The sequence below is a fragment of the Nocardia sp. NBC_01329 genome (assembly GCF_035956715.1).
Lineage (GTDB): Bacteria > Actinomycetota > Actinomycetes > Mycobacteriales > Mycobacteriaceae > Nocardia.
In genome coordinates, this window is the sequence record NZ_CP108381.1 from 1092125 (window position 1) to 1114322 (window position 22198).

Below are 22198 nucleotides of genomic sequence, written 5' to 3' on the forward strand. Positions count from 1 at the left end.
GGTGGATCGCAGGAGCGGTCAGAGGCCCAGTTCGCCGAGCACCTCGGACCAGATGGTCAGTGCGTCGGTGATCTGGTCCTCGGAGACGATGAGCGGCGGGATCATCCGCACCACGTTCATATGGGCACCGCAGGTCAGCAGCAGCAGGCTCTTCTCGGCCGCGAGTTGCTGGGCGGCGGTGGCGGTCTCCCGGTCGGGCGTGCCGTCGGGGGTGGTGAACTCCGCGCCCACCAGCAGACCCAGACCCCGGACATCGCCGATGGCTTTGGATTCGGCCGCTCGCACCCCGGCCAGCAGTTGGTCGCCGCGGACCGCCGCGTTCTGGACGAGGCCTTCTGATTCGATCACGTCGAGGGTGGCCAGCGCGGCGGCGCAGGCCACGGCGTTACCGCCGTAGGTACCGCCCTGCGATCCGGGCCAGGCGCGACCCATGAGTTCGGCGGAGGCGGCGATGCCGGAGATGGGGAAACCGCTGGCCAGGCCTTTCGCCATGGTGATCACATCGGGCCGGACATCGAAATGCTGGTGGCCGAAGAACTTTCCGGTGCGGCCGAATCCGGTCTGGATCTCGTCGAAGATCAGCAGGATGCCGTACCGGTCGGCGCGTTCGCGCAGCCCTTGGAAGAACTCCCGGTTGCCCGGGATGTAGCCGCCCTCGCCGAGTACCGGTTCGACGATGAACGCCGCCGTTTCCGCGGGCGAGGTGAGGGTGGCGAAGATGTAGTCGAGCTCGCGCAGCGCGAAGGCGGTGGCCTCGGCCTCGGTCCAGCCGTACCGGAAAGCGGTGGGGAAGGGGGCGACGTGCACGCCGGGCATCAGCGGGCTGAAACCGGCGGAGAACCGGGTCCCGGACGTGGTCATGGTCGCGGCGGCGACGGTGCGGCCGTGGAAGCCGCCGTGGAAGACGATCACATTGGGGCGCCCGGTCGCCTGCCGGGCCAGCCGCAGCGCGGCTTCCACGGCCTCACTGCCGGAATTGGCGTAGAACACCGAATCCAGCCCCTCGGGCAGGACGGTGCCCAGGCGCTCGGTCAGTTCCAGCATCGGCCGGTGCATCACGGTCGTGTATTGGCCGTGGATCAGCTTGCCGACCTGTTCCTGCGCCGCGGCGACCACCCGGGGATGGCAGTGACCGGTACTGGTGACGCCGATACCGGCGGTGAAGTCGAGAAAGCGACGGCCTTCGACGTCGTAGAGGTAGCAGCCGGCGCCGTGATCGACGGTGACCGGGGTGGCCTGCTTCAGGATCGGGGAAAGTTCGGCCATGATGTTCCGCCTCCCGGGAGGGTCGGTGCGGCGCGCCGGACCGACGGGTGTGCGAGGCCGAGTGATAGCCACTCGGGAATTGTCGGATTGTTGACAATATGAATAGCACGACAAGCGGGTCCCCGGCAATGGTTGTGCCCAGTTGTCTGCGAGCCTCGGAGCAACCCGCGCCATCCGGCGGGGCCGCCGGTGCTCGGGTAGCCGCGCTCAGCAGGGTCGGCCGGAGTTGCCGCAATGGAAATACGCCCGGGGGATTACGCCTGACGGATACTGCCAATCGGCCGTCCGGGCCGGCGTTGTAGGTGGCCGCGACGGTGTCCGTGTGACCGCCCGGTGCCGGCGCGGGTCAGTCCCGGAGCCAGATGGCCTCGGCGGCGATGCTGCCGAGGTCGGTGAGGGTTTCCTCGCGCCCGATCCGCACCGCGATAGTGCCCGCGAAATCGCGGCGCTCCACCACCACGATCACCGTGTCCAAGGCGATGCCCACCGAATCGAAATACCGCAGCATCTCCGGATCGGAATCGGAGATCCGGGCCACCCGGCCGGACTCGCCGGCTTCGAAATCGATCAATCGGCGCGCCGGTGGCGTCGGTACGGCACCGTCCACCGACGGAATCGGATCACCGTGCGGATCGCGGTCCGGAAACCCGAGTTTCGCGTCGATCCGCGCCATCAGCAGATCCGAGACCGCGTGCTCCAGGATCTCCGCCTCGTCGTGCACCTCGTCCCAGCCGTAACCCAGCTCGCTCACCAGGAAGGTCTCGATCAAACGGTGCCGCCGCACCATCGCGATGGCGGCCCGGCGGCCCTCCTCGGTCAACGTGATCGAGCCGTAGCGGGCGTGTTCCACCAGACCCTGGTCCGATAATTTGCGTACCGCCTCCGATACCGTGGAGGCGGAGACGCCGATCCGCTCGGCGAGCAGTTTGGTGCTCACCCGCTCCTGCGACCACTCCTGGGCCGTCCAGATGACTTTCAGATAGTCCTGGGCCACCGACGACAGTCCCGGAGCGACCGATTCCGCGGTATCGGCGAGGTCCCGTCGGGTGGCGATATCTCGTTTTCCGGGCACGATCACGAGCTTAGGCATTTCCGCGGCGATCCACCTAGACAGCGCCGCCGGGCACAGCCCGCCCGCAACCGGTGCCCGGCCGGGGGATGCCGCGTACACCGATGGCGTCGCCTCCGGGAAACCCGGTGTTCGTCCCGGCGTTGTGTAGTCGAACACCGGTCGCACCCGAATACGGGATGGGCGCATGTTTGCGTAGGCTTGGCGTCTGTGCAGAGGTGGCGAAGTCTCGACGACGTACCCGCGGACTGGGGGCGGTGCGTTCTCACGATCGGCGTGTTCGACGGTGTTCATCGCGGGCATGCGCAGTTGATCAGCCGGGCGGTGAAGTCCGCTGCCGAGCGTGATGTCCCGGTAGTGCTGATGACTTTCGATCCGCATCCGATGGAGGTGATCCGGCCCGGATCGCACCCCGCGCAGCTGACCACACTCACCCGCCGTGCCGAGTTGGCCGAGGAGCTGGGTGTGGACGTCTTCTGCGTCATGCCGTTCACCCATGACTTCATGAAGCTCACCCCGGGTGAGTACGTCCACGATCTGCTGGTCGAGCGGTTGCACGTCAGCGAGGTGGTGGTCGGCGACAATTTCACCTTCGGTAAGAAAGCCGCGGGCACCGTGGGCACCATGCGCGATCTCGGCGGCCGGTTCGGTTTCGAGGTCGACGCGGTGACGCTGCTGGGCGAGCACGCCGTCACCTTCTCCTCCACCTACATCCGGGCGTGCGTGGATGCCGGCGATATGGCCGCCGCCGCCGACGCACTGGGTCGCCCGCACCGGGTCGAGGGTGTGGTCGTGCGCGGTGACGGCCGCGGCCGCACGCTGGGCTTCCCGACGGCCAATGTCGCGCCACCCATGCATGCCGCCATTCCGGCGGACGGGGTCTACGCGGGATGGTTCACTGTGCTGGGACCCGGCCCCACCATCGGAACCGTGACTCCGGGGGAGCCGGTGATGGCCGCGATCTCGGTCGGTACCAACCCGACCTTCTCCGGGCGGGCGCGGACCGTCGAGGCCTATGTCCTGGACCGGGAGGCCGACCTGTACGGCCAGCATGTGGCCGTAGATTTCGTGGACCATCTGCGGGGTATGCGGAAATTCGATTCGGTCGACGAACTGGTCGCGGTCATGGGCCGGGACGTGGACACGACCCGGAAGATCCTCGGTTCGGGCAGCTGATCCGCCCCGTGCGGGAGTGGGCCGACCGTTCGGGTAAGGTTTCCCGTCGGGTCTGCTGCGGTCCGCGGCGGCGCCCATCCCGGATTTCCGGCCGAACTGTCCGATATGCGCCTTCGGCGACCATCGGATGGTGCGGTCAGCGGGTCTTTGCGCGCGGAACTGAGAAACAGGAGTGGATGCCCCATGGCGCTGACCACCGAACAGAAGAAGACCATTCTCACGGAGTACGGTCTGCACGAGACCGATACCGGTTCGCCGGAGGCGCAGATCGCGCTGCTGACCAAGCGGATCTCCGATATCACCGAGCACCTCAAGGTGCACAAGCACGATCATCACACCCGCCACGGGCTGATGGCGCTGATCGGTCGCCGCAAGCGGCTGTCGAAGTACCTGCAGAACAACGACATCAACCGCTACCGCAGCCTGATCGAACGCCTCGGCCTGCGGCGCTGATCTCGAACACGCCCGGTCCCACGAGCCGGGCGGTACGTATGCCGACGGGGCGCATACAATCGCCTCGTCGGCATTTTCGTGTACCGGGGGTCTCCCGGGCACGGAACGACAGAACCAGCCGTGCACACCCGCGCTCGTGGCGTCGGTCTTCGGTAGTGGCTTTTCGGCCCGGTCGTGATGCGCCGGAGAGCTTCGATCGATGACCGCCTCCGCGTCGCCGGCTCCAAGGGGAGCTCGGCCGGGTGTACGCGCCGCAGCACGAATACGGCTACCGCTGACCCCTCGGTCACCGCGGTTCCGCCGACGCGCCGCGTTCGAACCTGGTACGGCTGACACAGTCGGATCGCGCCACCGGGCGCTGTATCCGGCGAGACGAGAGGTTGAGAACAGAGAAATGCCAGAAACGATTGAACGCTCGAAGAGCTCGGCCATCGAGGTAGAACCGGGTGTTTTCGAATCCGTCGCGCTGATCGACAACGGCGCGTTCGGCACCCGCACGGTTCGCTTCGAAACGGGCCGGCTCGCGAAACAAGCCGCCGGATCGGTTGTCGCCTACCTGGACGACGAGACCATGCTGCTGTCGGCGACCACCGCCGGTAAGCACCCCAAGGAACAGTTCGATTTCTTCCCGCTGACCGTCGATGTCGAGGAGCGGATGTACGCGGCGGGCCGGATCCCCGGTTCGTTCTTCCGCCGCGAGGGCCGTCCTTCCACCGATGCGATCCTCACCTGCCGCCTGATCGACCGGCCGCTGCGCCCGTCGTTCGTCGACGGCCTGCGCAACGAGATCCAGGTCGTGGTGACCGTGCTGAGCCTGGATCCCCAGGATCTCTACGACGTGGTCGCCATCAACGCGGCCTCGGCATCCACCCAGATCTCGGGCCTGCCGTTCTCCGGCCCGGTCGGTGGCGTGCGGGTCGCCCTGATCAACGATCCCGCGGCGGGCACCGCCGCAGGTGGTCAATGGGTCGCCTTCCCGACCGTCGAACAGCTGGAGAAGGCTGTTTTCGACATGGTCGTGGCCGGCCGGGTCACCGAGACCGGTGATGTCGCGATCATGATGGTCGAGGCCGAGGCCACCGACAACGTGATCGAACTGATCGACGGTGGTGCGCAGGCGCCGACCGAGGCCGTGGTCGCCGAAGGTCTGGAGGCCGCCAAGCCCTTCATCGCGCGGCTGTGCCGGGCGCAGCAGGATCTGGCCGAACTCGCGGCCAAGCCCACCGAGGAATTCCCGCTGTTCCCGCCGTACGCCGACGATGCGTACACCGCCGTCGAGGATGCCGCGAAGACGCCGCTGTCGGAAGCGCTGGGTATCGCCGGTAAACAGGAGCGCGACGAGAAGATCGACGAGATCAAACTCGAGGTGCTGTCCCGGCTGGGCGAGTCGTTCGAGGGCCGTGAGAAAGAACTCGGCGCCGCGTTCCGCTCGGTCACCAAGAAACTGGTCCGGCAGCGCATCCTCACCGACGGATTCCGGATCGACGGCCGTGGTCTGGCCGATATCCGGGCGCTGTCGGCCGAGGTCGCCGTGGTACCGCGGGCGCACGGTTCCGCGTTGTTCGAGCGGGGCGAAACCCAGATCATGGGTGTGACCACCCTCGATATGGTCAAGATGGCGCAGCAGGTCGATTCGCTCGGCCCGGAAACCTCCAAGCGCTATATGCACCACTACAACTTCCCGCCGTTCTCCACCGGCGAGACCGGTCGTGTCGGTTCGCCGAAGCGCCGGGAGATCGGCCACGGTGCGCTGGCCGAGCGGGCACTGATCCCGGTGCTGCCGAGTCAGGAAGAGTTCCCTTACGCGATCCGGCAGGTGTCGGAGGCGCTGAGCTCCAACGGCTCCACCTCGATGGGCTCGGTCTGCGCCTCGACCCTGTCGCTGCTCAATGCCGGTGTGCCGCTGAAGGCGCCGGTCGCGGGTATCGCCATGGGCCTGGTGTCGGACACCGTCACCGATGAGGCCGGCGCGCAGGAGGTCCGCTATGTGGCGCTGACCGATATCCTCGGCGCTGAGGACGCGTTCGGCGATATGGACTTCAAGGTCGCCGGCACCCGGGGCTTCGTGACCGCCCTGCAGCTGGACACCAAGCTCGACGGAATCCCCTCGCAGGTGCTCGCCGGCGCCCTGAGCCAGGCACACGACGCCCGCACCACCATCCTGGACGTGATGGCCGAGGCCATCGCCACCCCGGACGAGATGAGCCCGTACGCGCCGCGCGTCACCGCGATCAAGATCCCGGTCGACAAGATCGGCGAGGTCATCGGGCCCAAGGGCAAGATGATCAACCAGATCACCGAGGACACCGGCGCCAACATCTCCATCGAGGACGACGGCACCGTGTTCGTCGGGGCCACCGACGGCCCGTCGGCGCAGGCGGCGATCGACGCGATCAACGCGATCGCCAACCCGCAGCTGCCCAAGGTCGGCGAGCGGTTCCTCGGCACGGTCGTCAAGACCACGGCGTTCGGTGCGTTCGTCTCGCTGCTGCCCGGTCGCGACGGTCTGGTGCACATCTCCAAGCTGGGCAACGGCAAGCGCGTGGCCAAGGTCGAGGATGTGGTGAACGTCGGCGACAAACTGCGGGTGGAGATCGCCGATATCGACAACCGCGGCAAGATCTCGCTGGTCCCCGTCGACGAGAGCGCCGACGAGGCGCCCGCCGATGCGGATGCGGCGGCGACCGAGTAGTACTGGTCGTGTGACGGAGCAGAAAACGACGGCCCCCCTGCGCCCGAGTGGGCAGGGGGGTTCGTCATCGGCGTGGCGGATCGGCGAAACGGTCGATATCGACAACGGAGTGCGGCGCACCGTCCTGCCCGGTGGTCTGCGCGTGGTGACCGAACACGTTCCCGGCGTGCGTTCGGCCTCCGTCGGGGTCTGGGTGGGGGTGGGCTCTCGCGACGAGGGCCCGACTGTCGCCGGGGCCGCGCATTTCCTGGAGCATCTGCTGTTCAAGGCGACGCCGACCCGCTCGGCCCTGGATATCGCCGAGGCCATGGACTCGGTCGGTGGCGAGTTGAACGCATTCACCGCCAAGGAACAGACCTGCTACTACGCGCATGTGGTGGACGAGGATCTGCCGCTGGCGGTGGATCTGGTCACCGATGTCGTGCTCAACGGGTTGTGCCGGGCGATCGATGTCGATGTGGAGCGCCAGGTCGTCCTGGAGGAGATCGCGATGCGCGACGACGATCCGGAGGATCTCGTCGGTGACGCCTTTCTCACCGCGCTGTTCGGCGGGCATCCGATCGGCCGGCCGATCATCGGATCGGTGGAATCCATCGAGGGGATGCGGGCGAGTCAGCTGCGGTCTTTCCATCAGCGCCGCTATACCCCTGACCGGATGGTCGTCGCGGTGGCGGGCAATATCGAACACGAGCACACGGTGGAACTGGTGCACCGGGCGGTCGCCGATCGACTCGACCCGGGCGCACTGCCCGCGCCGCGGCGCGAGGGTCGTTTCCGCACTCGGGAGGAGCCGCGGCTGACCTGGTCCAACCGGGACAGCGAACAGGCGCATCTGGTGTTCGGGGTGCGAGCCTACGGGCGGCACGAAGGACAGCTGCGGTGGCCCCTGTCGGTACTCAACACGGTGGTCGGCGGTGGCCTGAGTTCCCGCCTGTTCCAGCGGATCAGGGAGGAACGCGGGCTCGCCTACTCGGTGTACTCGAGTGTGGACACGTTCGCCGATACCGGCGCGTTCTCGGTGTACCTGGGTTGCCAGCCGGAGAACCTCGGGGAGGTGGCGACGCTGGCCCGCGGGGTCTTGGAAGAGGTCGCCGCAGACGGCATCACCGACGCCGAATGCGCCCGGGCCAAGGGTTCGCTGCGTGGCGGGCTGGTGCTGGGGCTGGAGGATTCGGCGTCCCGGATGAACCGGATCGGCCGCAGCGAATTGAGCTACGGCAACCATCGTAGTGTTTCCGAGACCCTGGCCAGGATCGATGCGGTGACCACCGAGGAGGTCGGCGAAATCGCGGCGGCGTTGCTGTCCCGGCCGTTCGCGGCTTCGGTCGCGGGGCCGTATCAGCGCGTGCGCGATCTCCCGGCGCCGGTGCGCCGGCTCGCCGCGAGCTGATCCGGACGGAAGCGGCCCGCCGGCGGATCGGTGGGCCGCGGTGAGCCATCGGCCGATCGTCGTCGATGAGCTCCGGAGGCACGTGGGCCGGCAGTAGGAGATATCCGGCTCGCGGCGCGCGCGGACGGTCAGTCGCCCCGTTCCGGGGTCGCGCGGTTGGCGGCGCCGACCACCGAGTCCAGGAGACCCGGCAGGACATAGTCCAGATCGGCGGTGCGAAGGCGTAGGTGGGTCTGCCCATCGATCATCAGCCGGTCGATCACGCCCGCTTCGCGCAGCACCTTGAAATGGTGAGTGGCGGTCGATTTGTTGATGACCTCGTAGAGGGCGGCGCAGCGCACGGCCTCGGCAGCGTTGTGCAGGCGGCGGACCATTTCGAGGCGTATCGGGTCCTGGAGCGCGGCCAGGACCACAGGTAGGGGGGCCACCGGGGGGTGCGGAGTGTCTGTGGTGGGTGTGGTCTGCGTCATGATCCGCTCGTCAGGTTTGATGATCATCGAACCTCGGTTAGGCTCGATCCAGTTCGATCAACGTCAAACTTACCTGTTTCGGGGGTTCTCATGACAGCCACAGCAGCGGTACTCGCCGACGACGCAACGATTCAGCCTTGGGCCTATGGTCTGGTCCTGGGCGCCACGGGAGTGGCCCTCGGCGTATCCGGAGTGCCCGCACCGCTCTACGGTCTCTACGAACAGCAGTGGCACCTCTCCCCGCTGACCACCACCGTCGTGTTCGCGGTCTACGCGATCGCGGCGCTGGGCGCCGTACTCATCTCGGGCCGGATCTCCGATGTGATCGGTCGCAAACCCGTCCTGCTCGGTGCGTTCGGTGTGCTGATCGCCGGCCTGGTGGTGTTCGTCCTCGCCGATACCGTCCTCATGCTGCTCGTCGCCCGCGCCCTGCACGGGCTGGCCGTCGGCGCGACCGTGGTCGCGGGCGCGGCGGCCCTGCTCGACCTGCGACCACATCGTGGCGCGCGGTCGGGTCAGCTCACCGGGGTCGCATTCAACCTGGGTATGGCGGTGGCCATCATCGGTTCGGCCCTGCTCGCCCAGTACGCGCCCCATCCGCTGCGCACGCCGTACGTGGTGATCAGCGTGATCTGCCTGCTCGTCACCGCCGGTGTGCTGGCACTACGCGAACCGCACGCCGCGCGGGTCGCCGGCCGCATCCGGATCGCCCGTCCCGCCGTACCCCGGGAGATCCGCGCCGACTTCTGGTTCGCCGCAATAGGCGTCATGGCCGCCTGGTCGGTGCTCGGGGTACTGCTGTCGCTGTATCCATCGCTGGCCGCACAGCAGACCGGTATCCACAACCTCGTCTTCGGAGGTGTCGTGGTGGCGGCGACGGCTACAGCTGCCGCTGTAGTCCAACTGTTCGCCACCGCGATTCCGGCCCGGCGAGCGGCCGTCGCCGGCGATATCGGGATGGCGGTGGCACTGGTCCTGACCGTGCCCGCACTCGGCACGCACAATTGGGCAGTAGTGCTGGCCGCCGGTGTCCTGCTGGGCTCCACCTTCGGCCTCGGATTCGGCGGATCGCTGCGCCATCTCTCGCGTGTGGTGCCCGAACACCGTCGCGGCGAGACCATGTCGGCCTACTATCTGCTGGCCTACACTTCGATGGCGCTACCGACCGTCCTCGCGGGCTGGGCCGCGACCACCTGGGGTCTGCACACTGTCTTCCCGTGGTTCGTCGGCATCGTCGCCGTGGCCTGCCTGGCCGCCGCGACGATGGGATTGCGTAGCGGCGGCGAGTAACCGACCGGCTACTTCGGCCAACCCCCGTAGGGGACCGTGATCAACTCCATATAGTGACCGCTGGGATCCAGGAAGTACACGCCGCGACCGCCGTCGTTGTTGTTGATCTCGCCGGCGGCGCGCTGCTGTGGATCGGCCCAGTATTCGAGACCGTAGCGCTGGATCTTGGCGTAGGCGGCATCGAATTCCTGCTCCGAGATCAGGAACGCGTAGTGCTGGCCCTGGATCTCGGTGATATGGCCGGGGACGTTCGCGAAATCGAACGTCACCCCGTTACCGACGACCAGCGGAATGAACGGGCCCATGGCGGCGCCGGGTTCCAGGCTCAGGATATCGGCCCAGAATTCGGCCGATTCCCGGTTGTCACGACATCCGACAATCGTGTGGTTGAACTGAACGGACAAAGGAATATCTCCTCGAGTTGTGATGGTCCCGACCCCGGGCTCGGTACAAGGCGGCCAACGGGAGCACCATCACGGCACAAAATGATAGTCCGAACCGGATCATGGTCAAATCTCCGGCGCCGCCTACCGTGGGGAGCATGAGAATTCGTGGGGCAGTCCTCGAACGGATCGGCGCACCGGTGCCGTACGCCGATTCGGCGCCGATCACCATCAGCGAACTCGATCTCGCCGATCCCGGCCCCGGCGAACTCCTGGTGCGTATCGAAGCAGCCGGACTCTGCCACTCCGACCTCTCGGTGATCGACGGCAACCGGGTACGACCTGTACCGATGCTGCTCGGCCACGAAGCCTCGGGCAGAATCGTGCAAGCAGGTCCGGGAACCGCTCTCCCCGTCGGACAGCGGGTCGTGATGACCTTTCTGCCGCGCTGCGGCGACTGCGCCGGTTGTGACTCCGGCGGCCGGACCCCGTGTATCCCCGGCAGCGTGTCCAACAACGCGGGCGAACTGCTCGGCGGTGGTCGGCGACTGCACCGCGACGGTGCCGAAGTGCACCACCATCTCGGAGTGTCCGGATTCGCCACCCATGCGGTAGTGGACCAGCGCTCGGTGGTGCCGGTGGACGACGATGTACCACCGGAAGTGGCCGCCGTTCTCGGCTGTGCGGTACTCACCGGCGGTGGAGCGCTGCTGAACTCGGCGAAACCCGCCCCGACCGACCGAGTGATGGTTGTCGGGCTCGGCGGCGTAGGTATGGCGGCCGTCCTGGTGGCGGTATCGCTGGGCGTGCGCGAAGTCATCGCCGTCGATATGGTCCCGGGCAAGCTGGCCCTGGCTCGTGAGCTCGGTGCCGGCCGCGCGTTCACCCCCGCCGAGATCGCGGACCAGGGTGTCCAGGCGGAAGTGGTCGTCGAGGCAGTGGGTTCCGCGCGCGCGTTCGAAAGCGCGGTCGCGGCCACCGCGCCCGGCGGTGTCACCGTGACGGTGGGCCTGCCCGCCCCTGATGCCCGCGCGAGCATCTCGCCTCTGGGCCTGGTGGCCCAGGGCCGCTCGATCATCGGCAGCTACCTCGGCTCGGCGGTCCCCTCGCGCGATATCCCGGAGTATGTCCGAATGTGGCGGGAAGGCCGGCTGCCGGTCGAGAAACTGATCTCCGCGCGGATCGGATTGGCGGATATCAACGTGGCTATGGACGAACTCGCCGCCGGGCACGCACTACGCCAGGTGATCATCTTCTGAAATTCGGCGTCGCCTGCGCCGCCGCGGGGCCGGGACCGGTCGGCCGCATATCGCGTCCGTGAAACGCGAGTCTCGGGCGCGCGACGACGGGACGTCGGGGCTCGACCCGCGCCGCGGTAGGCGGCGTGAACAGACACAGTAGGCTCGATTCGCAGTCCGACTACAGGTAGGGAGTGGCGAGGTGACGGAACCGATTCGGGTTGGCGTTCTGGGAGCGCGGGGCAAGGTCGGGCAGGCCATCTGCGCGGCCGTCGAGGCGGCCGCCGACCTGGATCTCGCCGCCGCGGTCGACAAGGGCGATCCGCTGAGCCGGTTCGTCGATTCGGGCACCCAGGTGGTCGTCGACTTCACCCACCCGGATGTGGTGATGGGAAATCTCGAGTTCCTGGTGGCGAACGGGATCGACGCGGTCGTCGGCACCACCGGCTTCGATAACGCCCGGCTCGATCAAGTACGCGGCTGGCTGGCCGGAAAGCCTGAGGTGGGCGTGCTGATCGCGCCGAACTTCGCGATCGGGGCGGTCCTGTCCATGCGCTTCGCCGAACAGGCCGCCCGGTTCTTCGAATCGGTCGAGGTGATCGAACTCCATCACCCGAACAAGGCCGACGCGCCCTCCGGCACCGCCTACCGAACGGCAGGAATCATCGCCGAGGCCCGCAAACAGGCCGGGGCTGCCCCCGTGCCCGACGCCACCAGCACCGAACTCGACGGCGCCCGCGGCGCCGAGGTCGACGGGGTCCGGGTGCATTCGGTGCGGCTGGCGGGGCTCGTCGCCCATCAGGAAGTCCTGTTCGGGACCCAGGGAGAGACGCTCACCATCCGCCACGATTCGATCGATCGCTCCTCGTTCGCCCCCGGGGTTCTGCTCGGAATCCGGCAGATCGGCCGGCGCCCGGGGCTCACTGTCGGGCTCGACCCCTTCCTGGACCTGTGAACGAACCCGCCGGTGAGCCGGGCGAATCCAAGCCGGATCGCGCTGTTCTCAAAATCCTGATGCTGCTCGCGGCACTGGTCTTCGCGCTGGGCTTCTATTTCTTGTGGCTCGGCCGGATCGCAGTGGAACTGATCATCTCCGGTGGGGGCGCCGCTATCGCACTCGGCATCGGGGTGCTGATCCTGCCGCTGCTGGGAGTGTGGATGGTCGGCTCCACCATCCGGTCCGCACTGGATCATCAACGGCTGGCCCGCAGGATCCGTGACGAGGGACTGGAATTGGATATCTCGGAGCTGCCGCGCCGGCCGTCGGGCCGGATCGAGCGCGCGGCCGCCGACGACCTGTTTCTCTCGATCAAGAAGGAATGGGAGGCCGACCCCGACAACTGGCGGATCTCCTACCGGCTGGCGCGCGCCTACGACCACGCCGGTGACCGCTCCCGGGCTCGGGACACCATGCGCCGCGCAGTGGAATTGGAGAAGCACGAGCGCGGAGTCTGACCCCGCGCCCGGCTCGCGCGGCGGATGTGCCGAACGAACGGCGGTGCGCGATCCGCGGCGATGCCGCCGCGCGGTGCCGGGCGGGCTTCTGTGGTGGTGCTCAGTCGTTAGGCTCGGCGATGTGCCCAGGTTGCTGATCGTCCACCACACCCCGTCGCCACATATGCAGGCGATGTTCGAAGCCGTCCTGGCCGGGGCGACCGATCCGGAGATCGAAGAGGTGGAGGTGGTACGGCGGGCGGCGCTGGCCCTCACTCCGGACGAGATGCTGGCCGCCGACGGCTATCTGCTGGGAACCCCGGCCAACCTGGGTTATATGTCCGGTGCGTTGAAGCACGCGTTCGACACCTGCTACTACCCGTGCCTGGACAGCACGCGTGGCCGGCCGTACGGCTTGTACGTCCACGGGAACGAGGGCACCGAAGGTGCCGAGCGGAGTGTGGAATCGGTGACCACCGGCCTCGGCTGGGTCAAGGCCGCGAGTCCGGTCGTGGTGATGGGCAAACCGGCGAAGGACGATCTCGAGCGGTGCTGGGAGCTGGGGGCGACAGTGGCCGCTCAGCTGATGGGCTGATCGGGTCGGCAGCGCCTGCAACCGAGTTGTGGGCACTGCTCGGGATGCGCGGCCTGGGCCGCTGGTTCTTCCTGACCGGGCTCGTGATGATCATTACGCTGCGTATGATCCCGACGTTCGGCATCGTCCCGGCCGAACAGGCGGGCCCCGCGTCCGCCGCGATGCTGGGTGCCGGTGCCATCGTGCTTCTGATGGCCGGTGATCCATTATCGTGGCCGGCCACGGTCCCGCGGGGTCGAGGTACTGCTGCTCGACGACGGCGGTTTCGCCGAGGTTCCCGGCGCGGTGCGAGATCGGGTGGTGCAGTTCGCGATCCGGGCCCTGGACGCCGCGCAGGGAGGTTCCGTCACGGTGCGGGTGTTGCCCGCCGGTCGACGCAATATAGCGACGGTGCTGGTCCGCGGCACGGACGGTGACCGGCGGACCGATATCGGAAGGTCCGGTGACGTCTTGGTCTCCGAATGAGCTCCCGGCGATAATGTCCGGCGTCAGGACTGGTCGTCGCGCTTCGGCGCGCCGTAGCCGCCACGCATCTGTTCGCGCAGCGCTCCGGAGACGACGCCGGACATCCAGGAGTTCAACGACTGCCCGCTCTGTGCGGCGGCCTCCTCGGCGCGGGCCTTCACCTGCTCGACCAGGCGCAGGGTCACCCGGCTGATATCGCCGGTCACTTCCTCGAAACTGGGGTTGTCGCCGGACGGGGCGCGCTGCACCTCGACGCTCGCCTCGGTGCCGTGCAGGGAGACACGCACGGTGCGGTCGCCCAATTCGGCGGTGACGGTATCGGCGAGTTCGGTGAGTGCGGAGAGCAGGGCCAGCCTGGTCGAATTCTCCACGGCGGTGGCCAGCGCCTCCGCTGTGGCCTGCGTTTTCTCGTCGCCCAGGGCCGCGGCGGCCACCAGGTCCTCGCGGATGCGGGCGGTATATCGGGACAGATCCATGACACCAGTATGACGCCATATTTGATGTCGTTCAAGTAAAGCAATGACGGCACTATGGCTGTATCATGCTGTCGGGTAGGGCGGGGTGGCGGCCGAGAACACAGACGAGGGTGTCGAGGCATATCAGGTGACCGGGTAGCCTTTCTGACCATGACGAACGGTGAATCGACGCCCCCGGTGTTGAGCGCGTCCGGCACGGTAGGTGTCGCGATGGTGACCCCCTTCAGTGCCGAGGGCAAGCTCGACATAGACACCGGCGTCTCCCTGGCACATCGTCTGGTCGATCGGGGCATCGACCTGCTCGCGATCTCCGGAACCACCGGCGAGTCGCCGACGACCACCGAATCGGAGAAGGCCGATCTGCTGCGCGCGGTGGTCGACGCGGTCGGCAGCCGGGCCACCGTGATCGCCGGCGCCGGCACCTACGACACCGCGCATTCGATCGAGCTGGCGCGCAATGCGCAGCGCGCGGGTGCACACGGCCTGTTGGTGGTGACCCCGTACTACTCACGGCCCACCCAGGAGGGTCTGTACGCGCATTTCACCGCGGTCGCCGACGCCACCGATCTACCGGTCACCCTGTACGACATTCCGCCGAGATCGGTGGTCCCGATCGCCTCCGATACGATCCGCCGACTCGCCGAACATCCACGGATCGTCGCGGTCAAAGACGCCAAAGGTGATCTGAACGCGGGCGCCGCGCTCATCGCCGAGACCGATCTGGCCTTCTACTCCGGCGACGATATGTTGAATTTGCCGTGGCTGGCGATGGGCGCGGTCGGCTTCATCAGTGTGATCGGGCATCTGGTTCCCGAACGGCTGCGCGAGATGGTGGACGCGTTCTCCGCCGGTGATGTGGTGCGCGCCCGGGATATCAACACCAGCCTGCTGTGGCTCAACGCCGCGATGGCCCGGCTCGGCGGTGTCGCGATGACGAAAGGCGGACTCCGATTGCTCGGTATCGACGCGGGTGAACCACGGCTGCCGCAGATCATGCCCAGCCCGGAACAGCTCGAAGATCTTGCCGCGGACCTGCGGGCTGCCGGGGTGCTCGAATGAGTGAACCCGTCGCCCGGCGTCCGCGCCGTACTGCCCGGCGCAACGCGGGCGCTCCCGCACCCGCGCCGGAGCCGCAGCACGAGCCCACGCCCGCCACTCCGGTTGCCGAACCCGCCGGACCCACTGTCGAAAGGGAAACCGAGACCGTGGCAACCGAACCCGAGTCCGCCGCCGAAACCGCCCCGGAGGCCCGCGGCCAACGGTCGCGTCGCGGCGGCCGGGGCCGCCCATCCGGCCGCGGACGTAACGAAACAGCCCGTTCGGCGCCCGCCGTCACTCCGGAGGCCGCCGCGCAGGACCGGCTCTCGCTGCCCCCGAAACTGCCGCGCCAGGGCCTGCGGGTCTTTGCGCTCGGCGGTATCGGCGAGATCGGCCGCAATATGACGGTCTTCGAATACGGCGGCAAACTGCTGATCGTCGACTGCGGTGTGCTGTTCCCCGAGGACCAGCAACCCGGTGTGGACCTGATCCTGCCCGATTTCCGGCCGATCGAGGACCGCATCGACGATGTGGTCGCCGTGGTACTGACACACGGGCACGAGGACCATATCGGCGCCGTACCGTTTCTTCTGCGGTTGCGCCGCGATATCCCGGTCATCGGTTCGAAGTTCACCCTCGCGCTCGTCGCCGCGAAATGCCGGGAACACCGACTGAATCCACAGCTGCTCGAGGTGACCGAGGGGCAGCGCACCGAGCACGGCCCGTTCGAATGCGAGTACTTCGCGGTCAATCACTCCATCCCCGATGCTCTCGCAGTGGCCATCCGCACCCCGGCCGGAACCGTGCTGCACACCGGGGACATCAAACTCGATCAGTTGCCGCTCGACGGCCGGTTGACCGATCTGGCCGGGTTCTCCCGCCTCGGTGACGAGGGTGTGGATCTCTTCCTGGTCGACTCCACCAACGCCGAGGTCCCCGGTTTCGTCACTCCGGAGCGGGAGATCGGTGGTGTCCTGGACACGGTGATCGGCAAGGCGCGCAACCGGGTGATCGTGGCGTCCTTCGCCAGCCATGTGCACCGGATCCAGCAGGTGGTGGATGTGGCGCAGAAGTATGGGCGCCGGGTGTGCTTCGTCGGCCGGTCCATGGTGCGCAATATGCAGATCGCCCAGGACCTGGGCTATCTCACCGTGCCCGATGGTCTCGTGGTCGATCTCGATCAGGCCGCCACCCTGCCCGGTAACAAACTGGTTCTCATCTCCACCGGGTCCCAGGGCGAACCGCTGTCGGCGCTGTCCCGGATGGCCCGCGGCGAGCATCGGCAGATCCACATCCGTGCCGACGATCTGGTCGTGCTGGCCTCCTCGCTCATCCCGGGCAACGAGAACTCGGTGTTCACCGTCGTCAACGGGCTGGCGCGGCTCGGCGCCACGGTGATCACCCAGCAGAACGCGAAGGTGCACGTCTCCGGGCACGCCTCGGCCGGCGAACTGCTGTACCTGTACAACGCGGTCCGCCCGACCAACGCCATGCCCGTGCACGGCGAATGGCGCCATCTGCGCGCCAATGCCGCGCTCGCGGTCGCCACCGGAGTGCCCGAGGAGCGAGTGGTGCTGGCCGAGGACGGCGTGGTGGTGGATCTGGTCGATGGGATCGCCTCCATCGTGGGCCGCGTCCCGGTCGGGCATGTCTACGTGGACGGCCTGTCGGTCGGCGACGTCGGTGAATCCACGCTGTCGGACCGGCTCGTGCTCGGCGAGGGTGGATTCATCGCCATCACGGTGGCTGTGGACGAGACGACCGGCAAGGCGGTGAGCCCGCCGGAGGTGAGCGGTCGCGGATTCTCCGACGATCCCACCGCGCTGGCCGAAGCGGCCGAATTGGTGGAGGCCGAACTGCTGCGCCTGGCGGGGGAGGGCGTCACCGATACCCACCGCATCGCGCAGGCCGTGCGGCGGATCGTGGGCCGCTGGGTTGCCGATACATACCGGCGGCGCCCGATGATCGTGCCGACGGTGCTCGGGGTCTGACCCTCTGAACAGAAGGAACCGCCGGAGGGCTCAGCCCTCCGGCGGTTTCGCGTTTATCGGTGCGGAACTACTCGCGGGTCAGGAATCGGCCTGGCAGGCCGCCGAATCCAGCTGCGCGGATTTCACGATATTGCAGGCGAATCCGTGCGCGATCTTCCACTGATCGCCCTCGGCCACGAAATCGACGGTCGCGTTCTCCACCGGGCTGCCACTGATGGTGACGTCCGCGTCGGCGGTCACCTTGCCGTCGACCGGTTCGCCGACATCGGTGATCTTTACCGTTACTTCGTTCTTCTTGGCCGCCTGGACCAGTTTGTCGACCAGCTGCGGATCCTGTTCGGCATCCTCGATCCACGCCAGTTTCTCGTCCTCACCGACCGAACCGTCGAGTGCCCGGTTGATCTTGTCGTTGAGTTCCTCGGCCGTCGGCTTCGGCAGGTTCGGCGCGGGCGTGGTGGTCGGCGCCTTGCCTTCCTCGCGGCCGTCCTGGGTCTTACCCGATTCGAACTCGGCGGCGGCCTCGGTGCTGGTGGCGGCGGCGTCGGTCGAGGTGTCCTCGGTGGACGAGCACGCGGTGAAAGTGAGGGCGGCGGCGGCCATCGCTATGGCGGCCACGACCCGGATCGGTCGAATTTTCACAGTTCTGGTTTCCCTACGGAGTAGTCGGCGAGTTCGGCGCCGGTCGGAAGATGTGGTCGGTACGAACTCACAGGCCGTAGCCGGAGGTGCAGTTCCAATGCTCGACGTGGGCATTGCCCGGGTTGTTGGCCAGCGCCTCGGAGCGGGCCGCGGCCCGGGTGGAGCCGGAGCCGTAGCTCAGCCAGTTGTCCGAAACCGCCAGGGCACCACAGCCGTTGCGCCAGGAGATCTTGGCGACACAGTCGGCGGCGCCGCATTTGCTCTCGGCTGCCTGCTCGGCTTCGGAGTAGCTGTCGTAGTCGTAGGACCAGCCGTAGTTGCCGGTGGACAGCGATACCGCGATGGCGCCGTAGTAGCTACTGTATTGAGCGTGCGCCGGCGTCACCGAAGCGACGAACATAGAACCGATGGTCGCCACCAGAACGGCGGCAACGGTGAGAAACTTCTTCAAAGTTGTTCCCATCTGTGCGTTTCGGTCCACGACCCTTATGGACCGAATGACAAAGTACAGAGCATCTCTGCCGTGGAGCAACCGGTTCGGTAACGCATCCCCTCCCCGATGGCTGGGTCTCGGCTAGATTCATCGTGTGAACATGGCCCAGCGTGAACGCCGTGCATTGGTCGAAACGATGAAGGGCACCGGCCCGGACGCGGATACCCTATGTGGTGAGTGGACGGTGCGCGACCTAGCGGCCCACCTGGTTGTCCGGGAGCGACGTCCCGATGCCGCGCCGGGGATCATGTTGCGCCCCTTCGCCGGCTATCTGCAGAAGGTGCAGGACCAGGCGGCTCGCCGGGAATTCGACGAATTGCTGGAAAAGGTACGCACCGGTCCGCCCTGGTGGTCGCCGCTGCGGCCGGTGGACGCGATCGCCAATCTGAGTGAGATGTTCGTCCACCACGAGGATGTCCGGCGGGCGAGCAGGGGCTGGGAGCCGCGGGAACTACCCGCCGAGGATCAGCAGCGGCTGTGGTCGGTACTGCGCAAGATGGGGAAGATGGCGTACCGGAAATCGCCGGTACCGGTGGCGATCTCGACACCCGGTGGGGAGCCGGTGCGGATCGTGGACGGTACCGGTCCGGTGGTGACTCTGATCGGGGAGCCGTCGGAGTTGTTGTTGCATGCCTTCGGGCGTGATCAGGTGCGGATCGAAACATCCGGTGAACCCGATGCGGTCCGGCAGGTGCTCGAACTCGACCGCTCCATCTGAACGCCGGTATGGATATCGGATATCGACGACGATCGAAGCACGAATCATCGACGATGATCACCCGGCTGTGACCGGCACACCCGTCGACGTGGAGGCCTGTTTCGCACCGTCGAGACGGCCGTAACCAGTGTTGCGGATGGTCCGGATGGGGATGTTGCGGCTAGCCTGAGGCCATGGCAGGTAAGTCCCGCGGCACGACCACACCTGATACGCGGGCGGGATCGGCTCGGGGGCGGACCACTGCGGCGCGTTCCCGTTCGGGCAATTCGCGACGCGCGGCCGGCGCGGCCGAAGCCCAGGGTCCGGCTCGTAGAACCACACGTAAGGCCGCCGCACGCCCAGCGACCGGCACCCGTCCGCGCCGCGCCGCGGCCCGCCGGCCCGCCGCCGCGCGGCGTTCCGAGACGGCGCCGTTGGCGGTGTTCGGCCGGATGGTGAGCGGCGGCTGGACCATGGCCGCCCGTGGGCTGGGGGCCACGACGCGAGCCATCAGCCGGGCAGGCGAGATCGAGCACGGTCACCGGCGCGACGGGGCCGCCCTCGGGCTGATCGCACTCAGCGCGGTGATCGCGGCCGCCGTCTGGCTGTCCGCGGGCGGGCCGGTCGGGCGCGCGGTGGACGCCGTGATCCGTGCGGTCACCGGTTCGGCCTCGGCGCTGCTGCCGTTCGTCGCCTCCGGGATCGCGGTGGTGCTCATGCGGACCGAGCCCCGCCCGGAGATCCGGCCTCGGCTGGTGCTCGGCGGGCTGCTGATCGGGTTGCCGCTGCTCGGGCTGTGGCATATCGCCGACGGTGCCCCCGCCGATGCCGCCGGACGTGCCGATGCGGCGGGGTTCGTGGGTTTCGTCATCGGCGGCCCGGTGACCGACGGTCTCACCGGTTGGCTGTCGGTGCCGATCCTGCTGATGGCCATGGTGTTCGGTGTGCTGCTGATGACCGGCACGACGATGCGGGAAGCGCCGCAGCGGCTGCGCGAATTCTTCGGTGCGCCCGGCTATGAAGGCGAGGCCGACTACCGGGACGGCTACGACCCGGTCGACGAGTACGAGACCGGGGAATCGCCTACCCGGGCCCGCCGTCGTAGCCGTACTGCCGCTGAGAACCACCAGCCCGACGAATTCGTGGGACCCGCGGTGGCCGGCGCGGGCGAACCGCCCCTGCGCGACGCCAAACCGATCGCAGCCGCCGCGGACGGGGCGCAGCCCGGTAAACGGAAGAAACGCAAACCTGCCGAACCCGCGGTGGTCGATCAGACCCCGCCGCCGCTTCCGGCGCCGGAATTCGTCGCGGACCGGGTCACCGAGGGTGATTACACGCTGCCGCCGATCAACCTGCTCGTGGAGGGTGATCCGCCTCGTAAGCGCAGCGCCGCCAACGAATCGATGATCGAGGCGATCACCGAGGTGCTGGTGCAGTTCAAGATCGACGCCGCGGTGACCGGGTTCGTCCGGGGCCCGACTGTCACCCGGTACGAGGTGGAACTCGGGCCGGGTGTGAAGGTCGAGAAGATCACTGCGTTGACCCGCAATATCGCCTATGCCGTGGCCACCGAGAATGTGCGTCTGCTCGCGCCGATCCCCGGGAAGTCCGCCGTCGGTATCGAGGTGCCCAATGCCGACCGGGAACTGGTCCGGCTCGCCGACGTGCTCACCGCGCCTTCCACCCGCAACGACCATCATCCGCTGGTGATCGGCCTCGGCAAGAACATCGAGGGTGAATTCGTGTCGGCGAATCTGGCCAAGATGCCACATCTGCTGGTCGCGGGGTCCACCGGTTCCGGTAAATCGAGTTTCGTGAACTCGATGCTGGTATCGCTGTTGCAGCGGGCCACTCCGGACGAGGTCCGGATGATCCTGATCGACCCGAAGATGGTGGAACTGACTCCCTACGAGGGGATTCCGCATCTGATCACACCCATCATCACCCAGCCGAAGAAGGCCGCCTCGGCGCTGGCGTGGCTGGTGGAAGAGATGGAACAGCGATATCAGGACATGCAGGCCAGCAAGGTCCGCCATATCGACGATTTCAACCGCAAAGTGAAATCGGGTGCCATCACCACGCCGCTGGGCAGTGAACGGGTGTATCGGCCCTACCCCTACATCCTGGCCATCGTGGACGAACTCGCCGATCTGATGATGACCGCGCCCCGCGATGTCGAGGATGCCATCGTCCGGATCACGCAGAAGGCGCGCGCCGCCGGTATCCATCTGGTGTTGGCCACCCAGCGGCCGTCGGTAGACGTGGTAACCGGCCTGATCAAGACCAACGTGCCGTCGCGGCTCGCGTTCGCGACCTCGTCACTCACCGATTCGCGCGTCATCCTCGACCAGCCCGGCGCCGAGAAACTCATCGGGATGGGCGACGGTCTGTTCCTGCCGATGGGTGCCGGTAAACCGACCCGGTTGCAGGGTGCGTTCATCAGCGACGAGGAGATCCACGGGGTCGTCGAGTTCACCAAGAACCAGGCCGAACCGGAGTACACAGAGGGCGTCACCGTGGCCAAGGCCGGGGAGAAGAAGGACGTCGACCCGGACATCGGCGACGATCTCGACGTTTTCCTGCAGGCGGTGGAGCTGGTTGTCACTTCACAGTTCGGATCCACCTCGATGCTGCAGCGCAAACTGCGGGTCGGCTTCGCGAAGGCGGGCCGGTTGATGGATCTGATGGAGACCCGGGGCGTGGTCGGGCCGAGTGAGGGCTCCAAGGCCCGCGATGTGCTGATCAAACCCGATGAGCTCGACGGGCTGCTCTGGTCGATCCGTGGTGGGGGCGATGACGAGGCGCCGGAGCCGGACGACGAATGACCGGCGCGCTGCGATTCGTGGCGGCGCGGGTATGCGACGATAGCGGGCAACCACCCCGCAAGTCGGCCGAAACGGGCATATCGGGCATTATTGATGCCATGACTCGTACCGCTGAACG

General features: G+C 67.3%; 21 protein-coding genes. 14 read left to right on the top strand and 7 right to left on the bottom strand.

The window, feature by feature from the left end:
- Positions 1 to 18: 18 nt before the first annotated feature.
- Positions 19 to 1266 (bottom strand): aspartate aminotransferase family protein, encoded by a 1248-nt coding sequence (locus OG405_RS05140; RefSeq protein WP_327150479.1) that lies wholly within the window; start codon positions 1264 to 1266, stop codon positions 19 to 21.
- A 346-nt stretch (positions 1267 to 1612) separates the two neighbouring features.
- Positions 1613 to 2356, bottom strand: coding sequence for a metal-dependent transcriptional regulator (locus OG405_RS05145; RefSeq protein ID WP_327150480.1), 744 nt, complete (start codon positions 2354 to 2356; stop codon positions 1613 to 1615).
- A gap of 189 nt (positions 2357 to 2545) precedes the next feature.
- Here OG405_RS05145 and OG405_RS05150 point away from each other — a divergent pair, with 189 nt between their 5' ends.
- The 4 genes from OG405_RS05150 to OG405_RS05165 all read left to right on the top strand — a co-directional run bounded on the left by OG405_RS05150 (position 2546) and on the right by OG405_RS05165 (position 8046).
- Entirely contained in the window at positions 2546 to 3511 is a 966-nt protein-coding gene (locus tag OG405_RS05150; RefSeq protein ID WP_327150481.1) for a bifunctional riboflavin kinase/FAD synthetase, read from the top strand.
- Positions 3512 to 3694: 183 nt separating this feature from the next.
- Positions 3695 to 3964 (top strand): 30S ribosomal protein S15, encoded by a 270-nt coding sequence (gene rpsO, locus OG405_RS05155; protein ID WP_327150482.1) that lies wholly within the window; start codon positions 3695 to 3697, stop codon positions 3962 to 3964.
- A 394-nt stretch (positions 3965 to 4358) separates the two neighbouring features.
- On the top strand, positions 4359 to 6656 hold the full coding sequence (locus OG405_RS05160; protein ID WP_327150483.1) for a polyribonucleotide nucleotidyltransferase: 2298 nt from the start codon (positions 4359 to 4361) through the stop codon (positions 6654 to 6656).
- Positions 6637 to 8046, top strand: coding sequence for a M16 family metallopeptidase (locus tag OG405_RS05165; protein ID WP_442790723.1), 1410 nt, complete (start codon positions 6637 to 6639; stop codon positions 8044 to 8046). The genes OG405_RS05160 and OG405_RS05165 overlap by 20 nt, the downstream gene beginning before the upstream one ends.
- Positions 8047 to 8174: 128 nt before the next feature.
- Here OG405_RS05165 and OG405_RS05170 read toward each other — a convergent pair whose 3' ends face one another.
- The gene (locus tag OG405_RS05170) at positions 8175 to 8516 is read right to left on the bottom strand and encodes an ArsR/SmtB family transcription factor (RefSeq protein ID WP_327152220.1); all 342 of its coding nucleotides are present in this window, start codon (positions 8514 to 8516) and stop codon (positions 8175 to 8177) included.
- A gap of 90 nt (positions 8517 to 8606) precedes the next feature.
- Between OG405_RS05170 and OG405_RS05175 the strand changes: the two genes are divergently transcribed.
- The gene (locus OG405_RS05175) at positions 8607 to 9806 is read left to right on the top strand and encodes an MFS transporter (protein ID WP_327150485.1); all 1200 of its coding nucleotides are present in this window, start codon (positions 8607 to 8609) and stop codon (positions 9804 to 9806) included.
- Between the two features lie 8 nt (positions 9807 to 9814).
- Here OG405_RS05175 and OG405_RS05180 read toward each other — a convergent pair whose 3' ends face one another.
- A complete protein-coding gene (locus OG405_RS05180; RefSeq protein ID WP_327150486.1) occupies positions 9815 to 10210 on the bottom strand; it encodes a VOC family protein in 396 nt (131 codons plus the stop codon).
- 137 nt (positions 10211 to 10347) lie between these two features.
- Here OG405_RS05180 and OG405_RS05185 point away from each other — a divergent pair, with 137 nt between their 5' ends.
- From OG405_RS05185 to OG405_RS05205, 5 genes are all read left to right on the top strand, one after another.
- Positions 10348 to 11448 (top strand): alcohol dehydrogenase catalytic domain-containing protein, encoded by a 1101-nt coding sequence (locus OG405_RS05185; RefSeq protein ID WP_327150487.1) that lies wholly within the window; start codon positions 10348 to 10350, stop codon positions 11446 to 11448.
- 181 nt (positions 11449 to 11629) lie between these two features.
- Entirely contained in the window at positions 11630 to 12382 is a 753-nt protein-coding gene (gene dapB / locus OG405_RS05190; RefSeq protein ID WP_327150488.1) for a 4-hydroxy-tetrahydrodipicolinate reductase, read from the top strand.
- Between the two features lie 59 nt (positions 12383 to 12441).
- The gene (locus tag OG405_RS05195) at positions 12442 to 12882 is read left to right on the top strand and encodes a hypothetical protein (RefSeq protein ID WP_327152221.1); all 441 of its coding nucleotides are present in this window, start codon (positions 12442 to 12444) and stop codon (positions 12880 to 12882) included.
- Positions 12883 to 13003: 121 nt separating this feature from the next.
- Positions 13004 to 13456, top strand: coding sequence for a flavodoxin family protein (locus OG405_RS05200; protein WP_327150489.1), 453 nt, complete (start codon positions 13004 to 13006; stop codon positions 13454 to 13456).
- Between the two features lie 198 nt (positions 13457 to 13654).
- Entirely contained in the window at positions 13655 to 13921 is a 267-nt protein-coding gene (locus tag OG405_RS05205; protein WP_327150490.1) for a hypothetical protein, read from the top strand.
- A 23-nt stretch (positions 13922 to 13944) separates the two neighbouring features.
- On the opposite strand, the gene OG405_RS05210 is transcribed toward OG405_RS05205, so the two are convergent.
- Positions 13945 to 14397, bottom strand: a complete 453-nt coding sequence (locus OG405_RS05210) for a hypothetical protein (protein WP_327150491.1) — start codon at positions 14395 to 14397, stop codon at positions 13945 to 13947.
- A gap of 150 nt (positions 14398 to 14547) precedes the next feature.
- Between OG405_RS05210 and dapA the strand changes: the two genes are divergently transcribed.
- Positions 14548 to 15456 carry a 4-hydroxy-tetrahydrodipicolinate synthase gene (gene dapA, locus OG405_RS05215; protein ID WP_327150492.1) on the top strand — a complete coding sequence of 303 codons (909 nt, stop codon included), beginning with the start codon at positions 14548 to 14550 and terminating at the stop codon, positions 15454 to 15456.
- Positions 15453 to 17426, top strand: coding sequence for a ribonuclease J (locus OG405_RS05220; protein ID WP_327150493.1), 1974 nt, complete (start codon positions 15453 to 15455; stop codon positions 17424 to 17426). Before dapA ends, OG405_RS05220 begins: the two co-directional genes overlap by 4 nt.
- A 78-nt stretch (positions 17427 to 17504) precedes the next feature.
- On the opposite strand, the gene OG405_RS05225 is transcribed toward OG405_RS05220, so the two are convergent.
- Positions 17505 to 18065, bottom strand: coding sequence for a hypothetical protein (locus tag OG405_RS05225; RefSeq protein ID WP_327150494.1), 561 nt, complete (start codon positions 18063 to 18065; stop codon positions 17505 to 17507).
- A 67-nt stretch (positions 18066 to 18132) separates the two neighbouring features.
- Positions 18133 to 18528 (bottom strand): DUF4189 domain-containing protein, encoded by a 396-nt coding sequence (locus OG405_RS05230; RefSeq protein ID WP_327150495.1) that lies wholly within the window; start codon positions 18526 to 18528, stop codon positions 18133 to 18135.
- 124 nt (positions 18529 to 18652) lie between these two features.
- Here OG405_RS05230 and OG405_RS05235 point away from each other — a divergent pair, with 124 nt between their 5' ends.
- The gene (locus OG405_RS05235; RefSeq protein ID WP_327150496.1) at positions 18653 to 19276 is read left to right on the top strand and encodes a TIGR03085 family metal-binding protein; all 624 of its coding nucleotides are present in this window, start codon (positions 18653 to 18655) and stop codon (positions 19274 to 19276) included.
- 173 nt (positions 19277 to 19449) lie between these two features.
- Positions 19450 to 22080, top strand: a complete 2631-nt coding sequence (locus tag OG405_RS05240; protein ID WP_327150497.1) for a DNA translocase FtsK — start codon at positions 19450 to 19452, stop codon at positions 22078 to 22080.
- Positions 22081 to 22198: the final 118 nt, after the last annotated feature.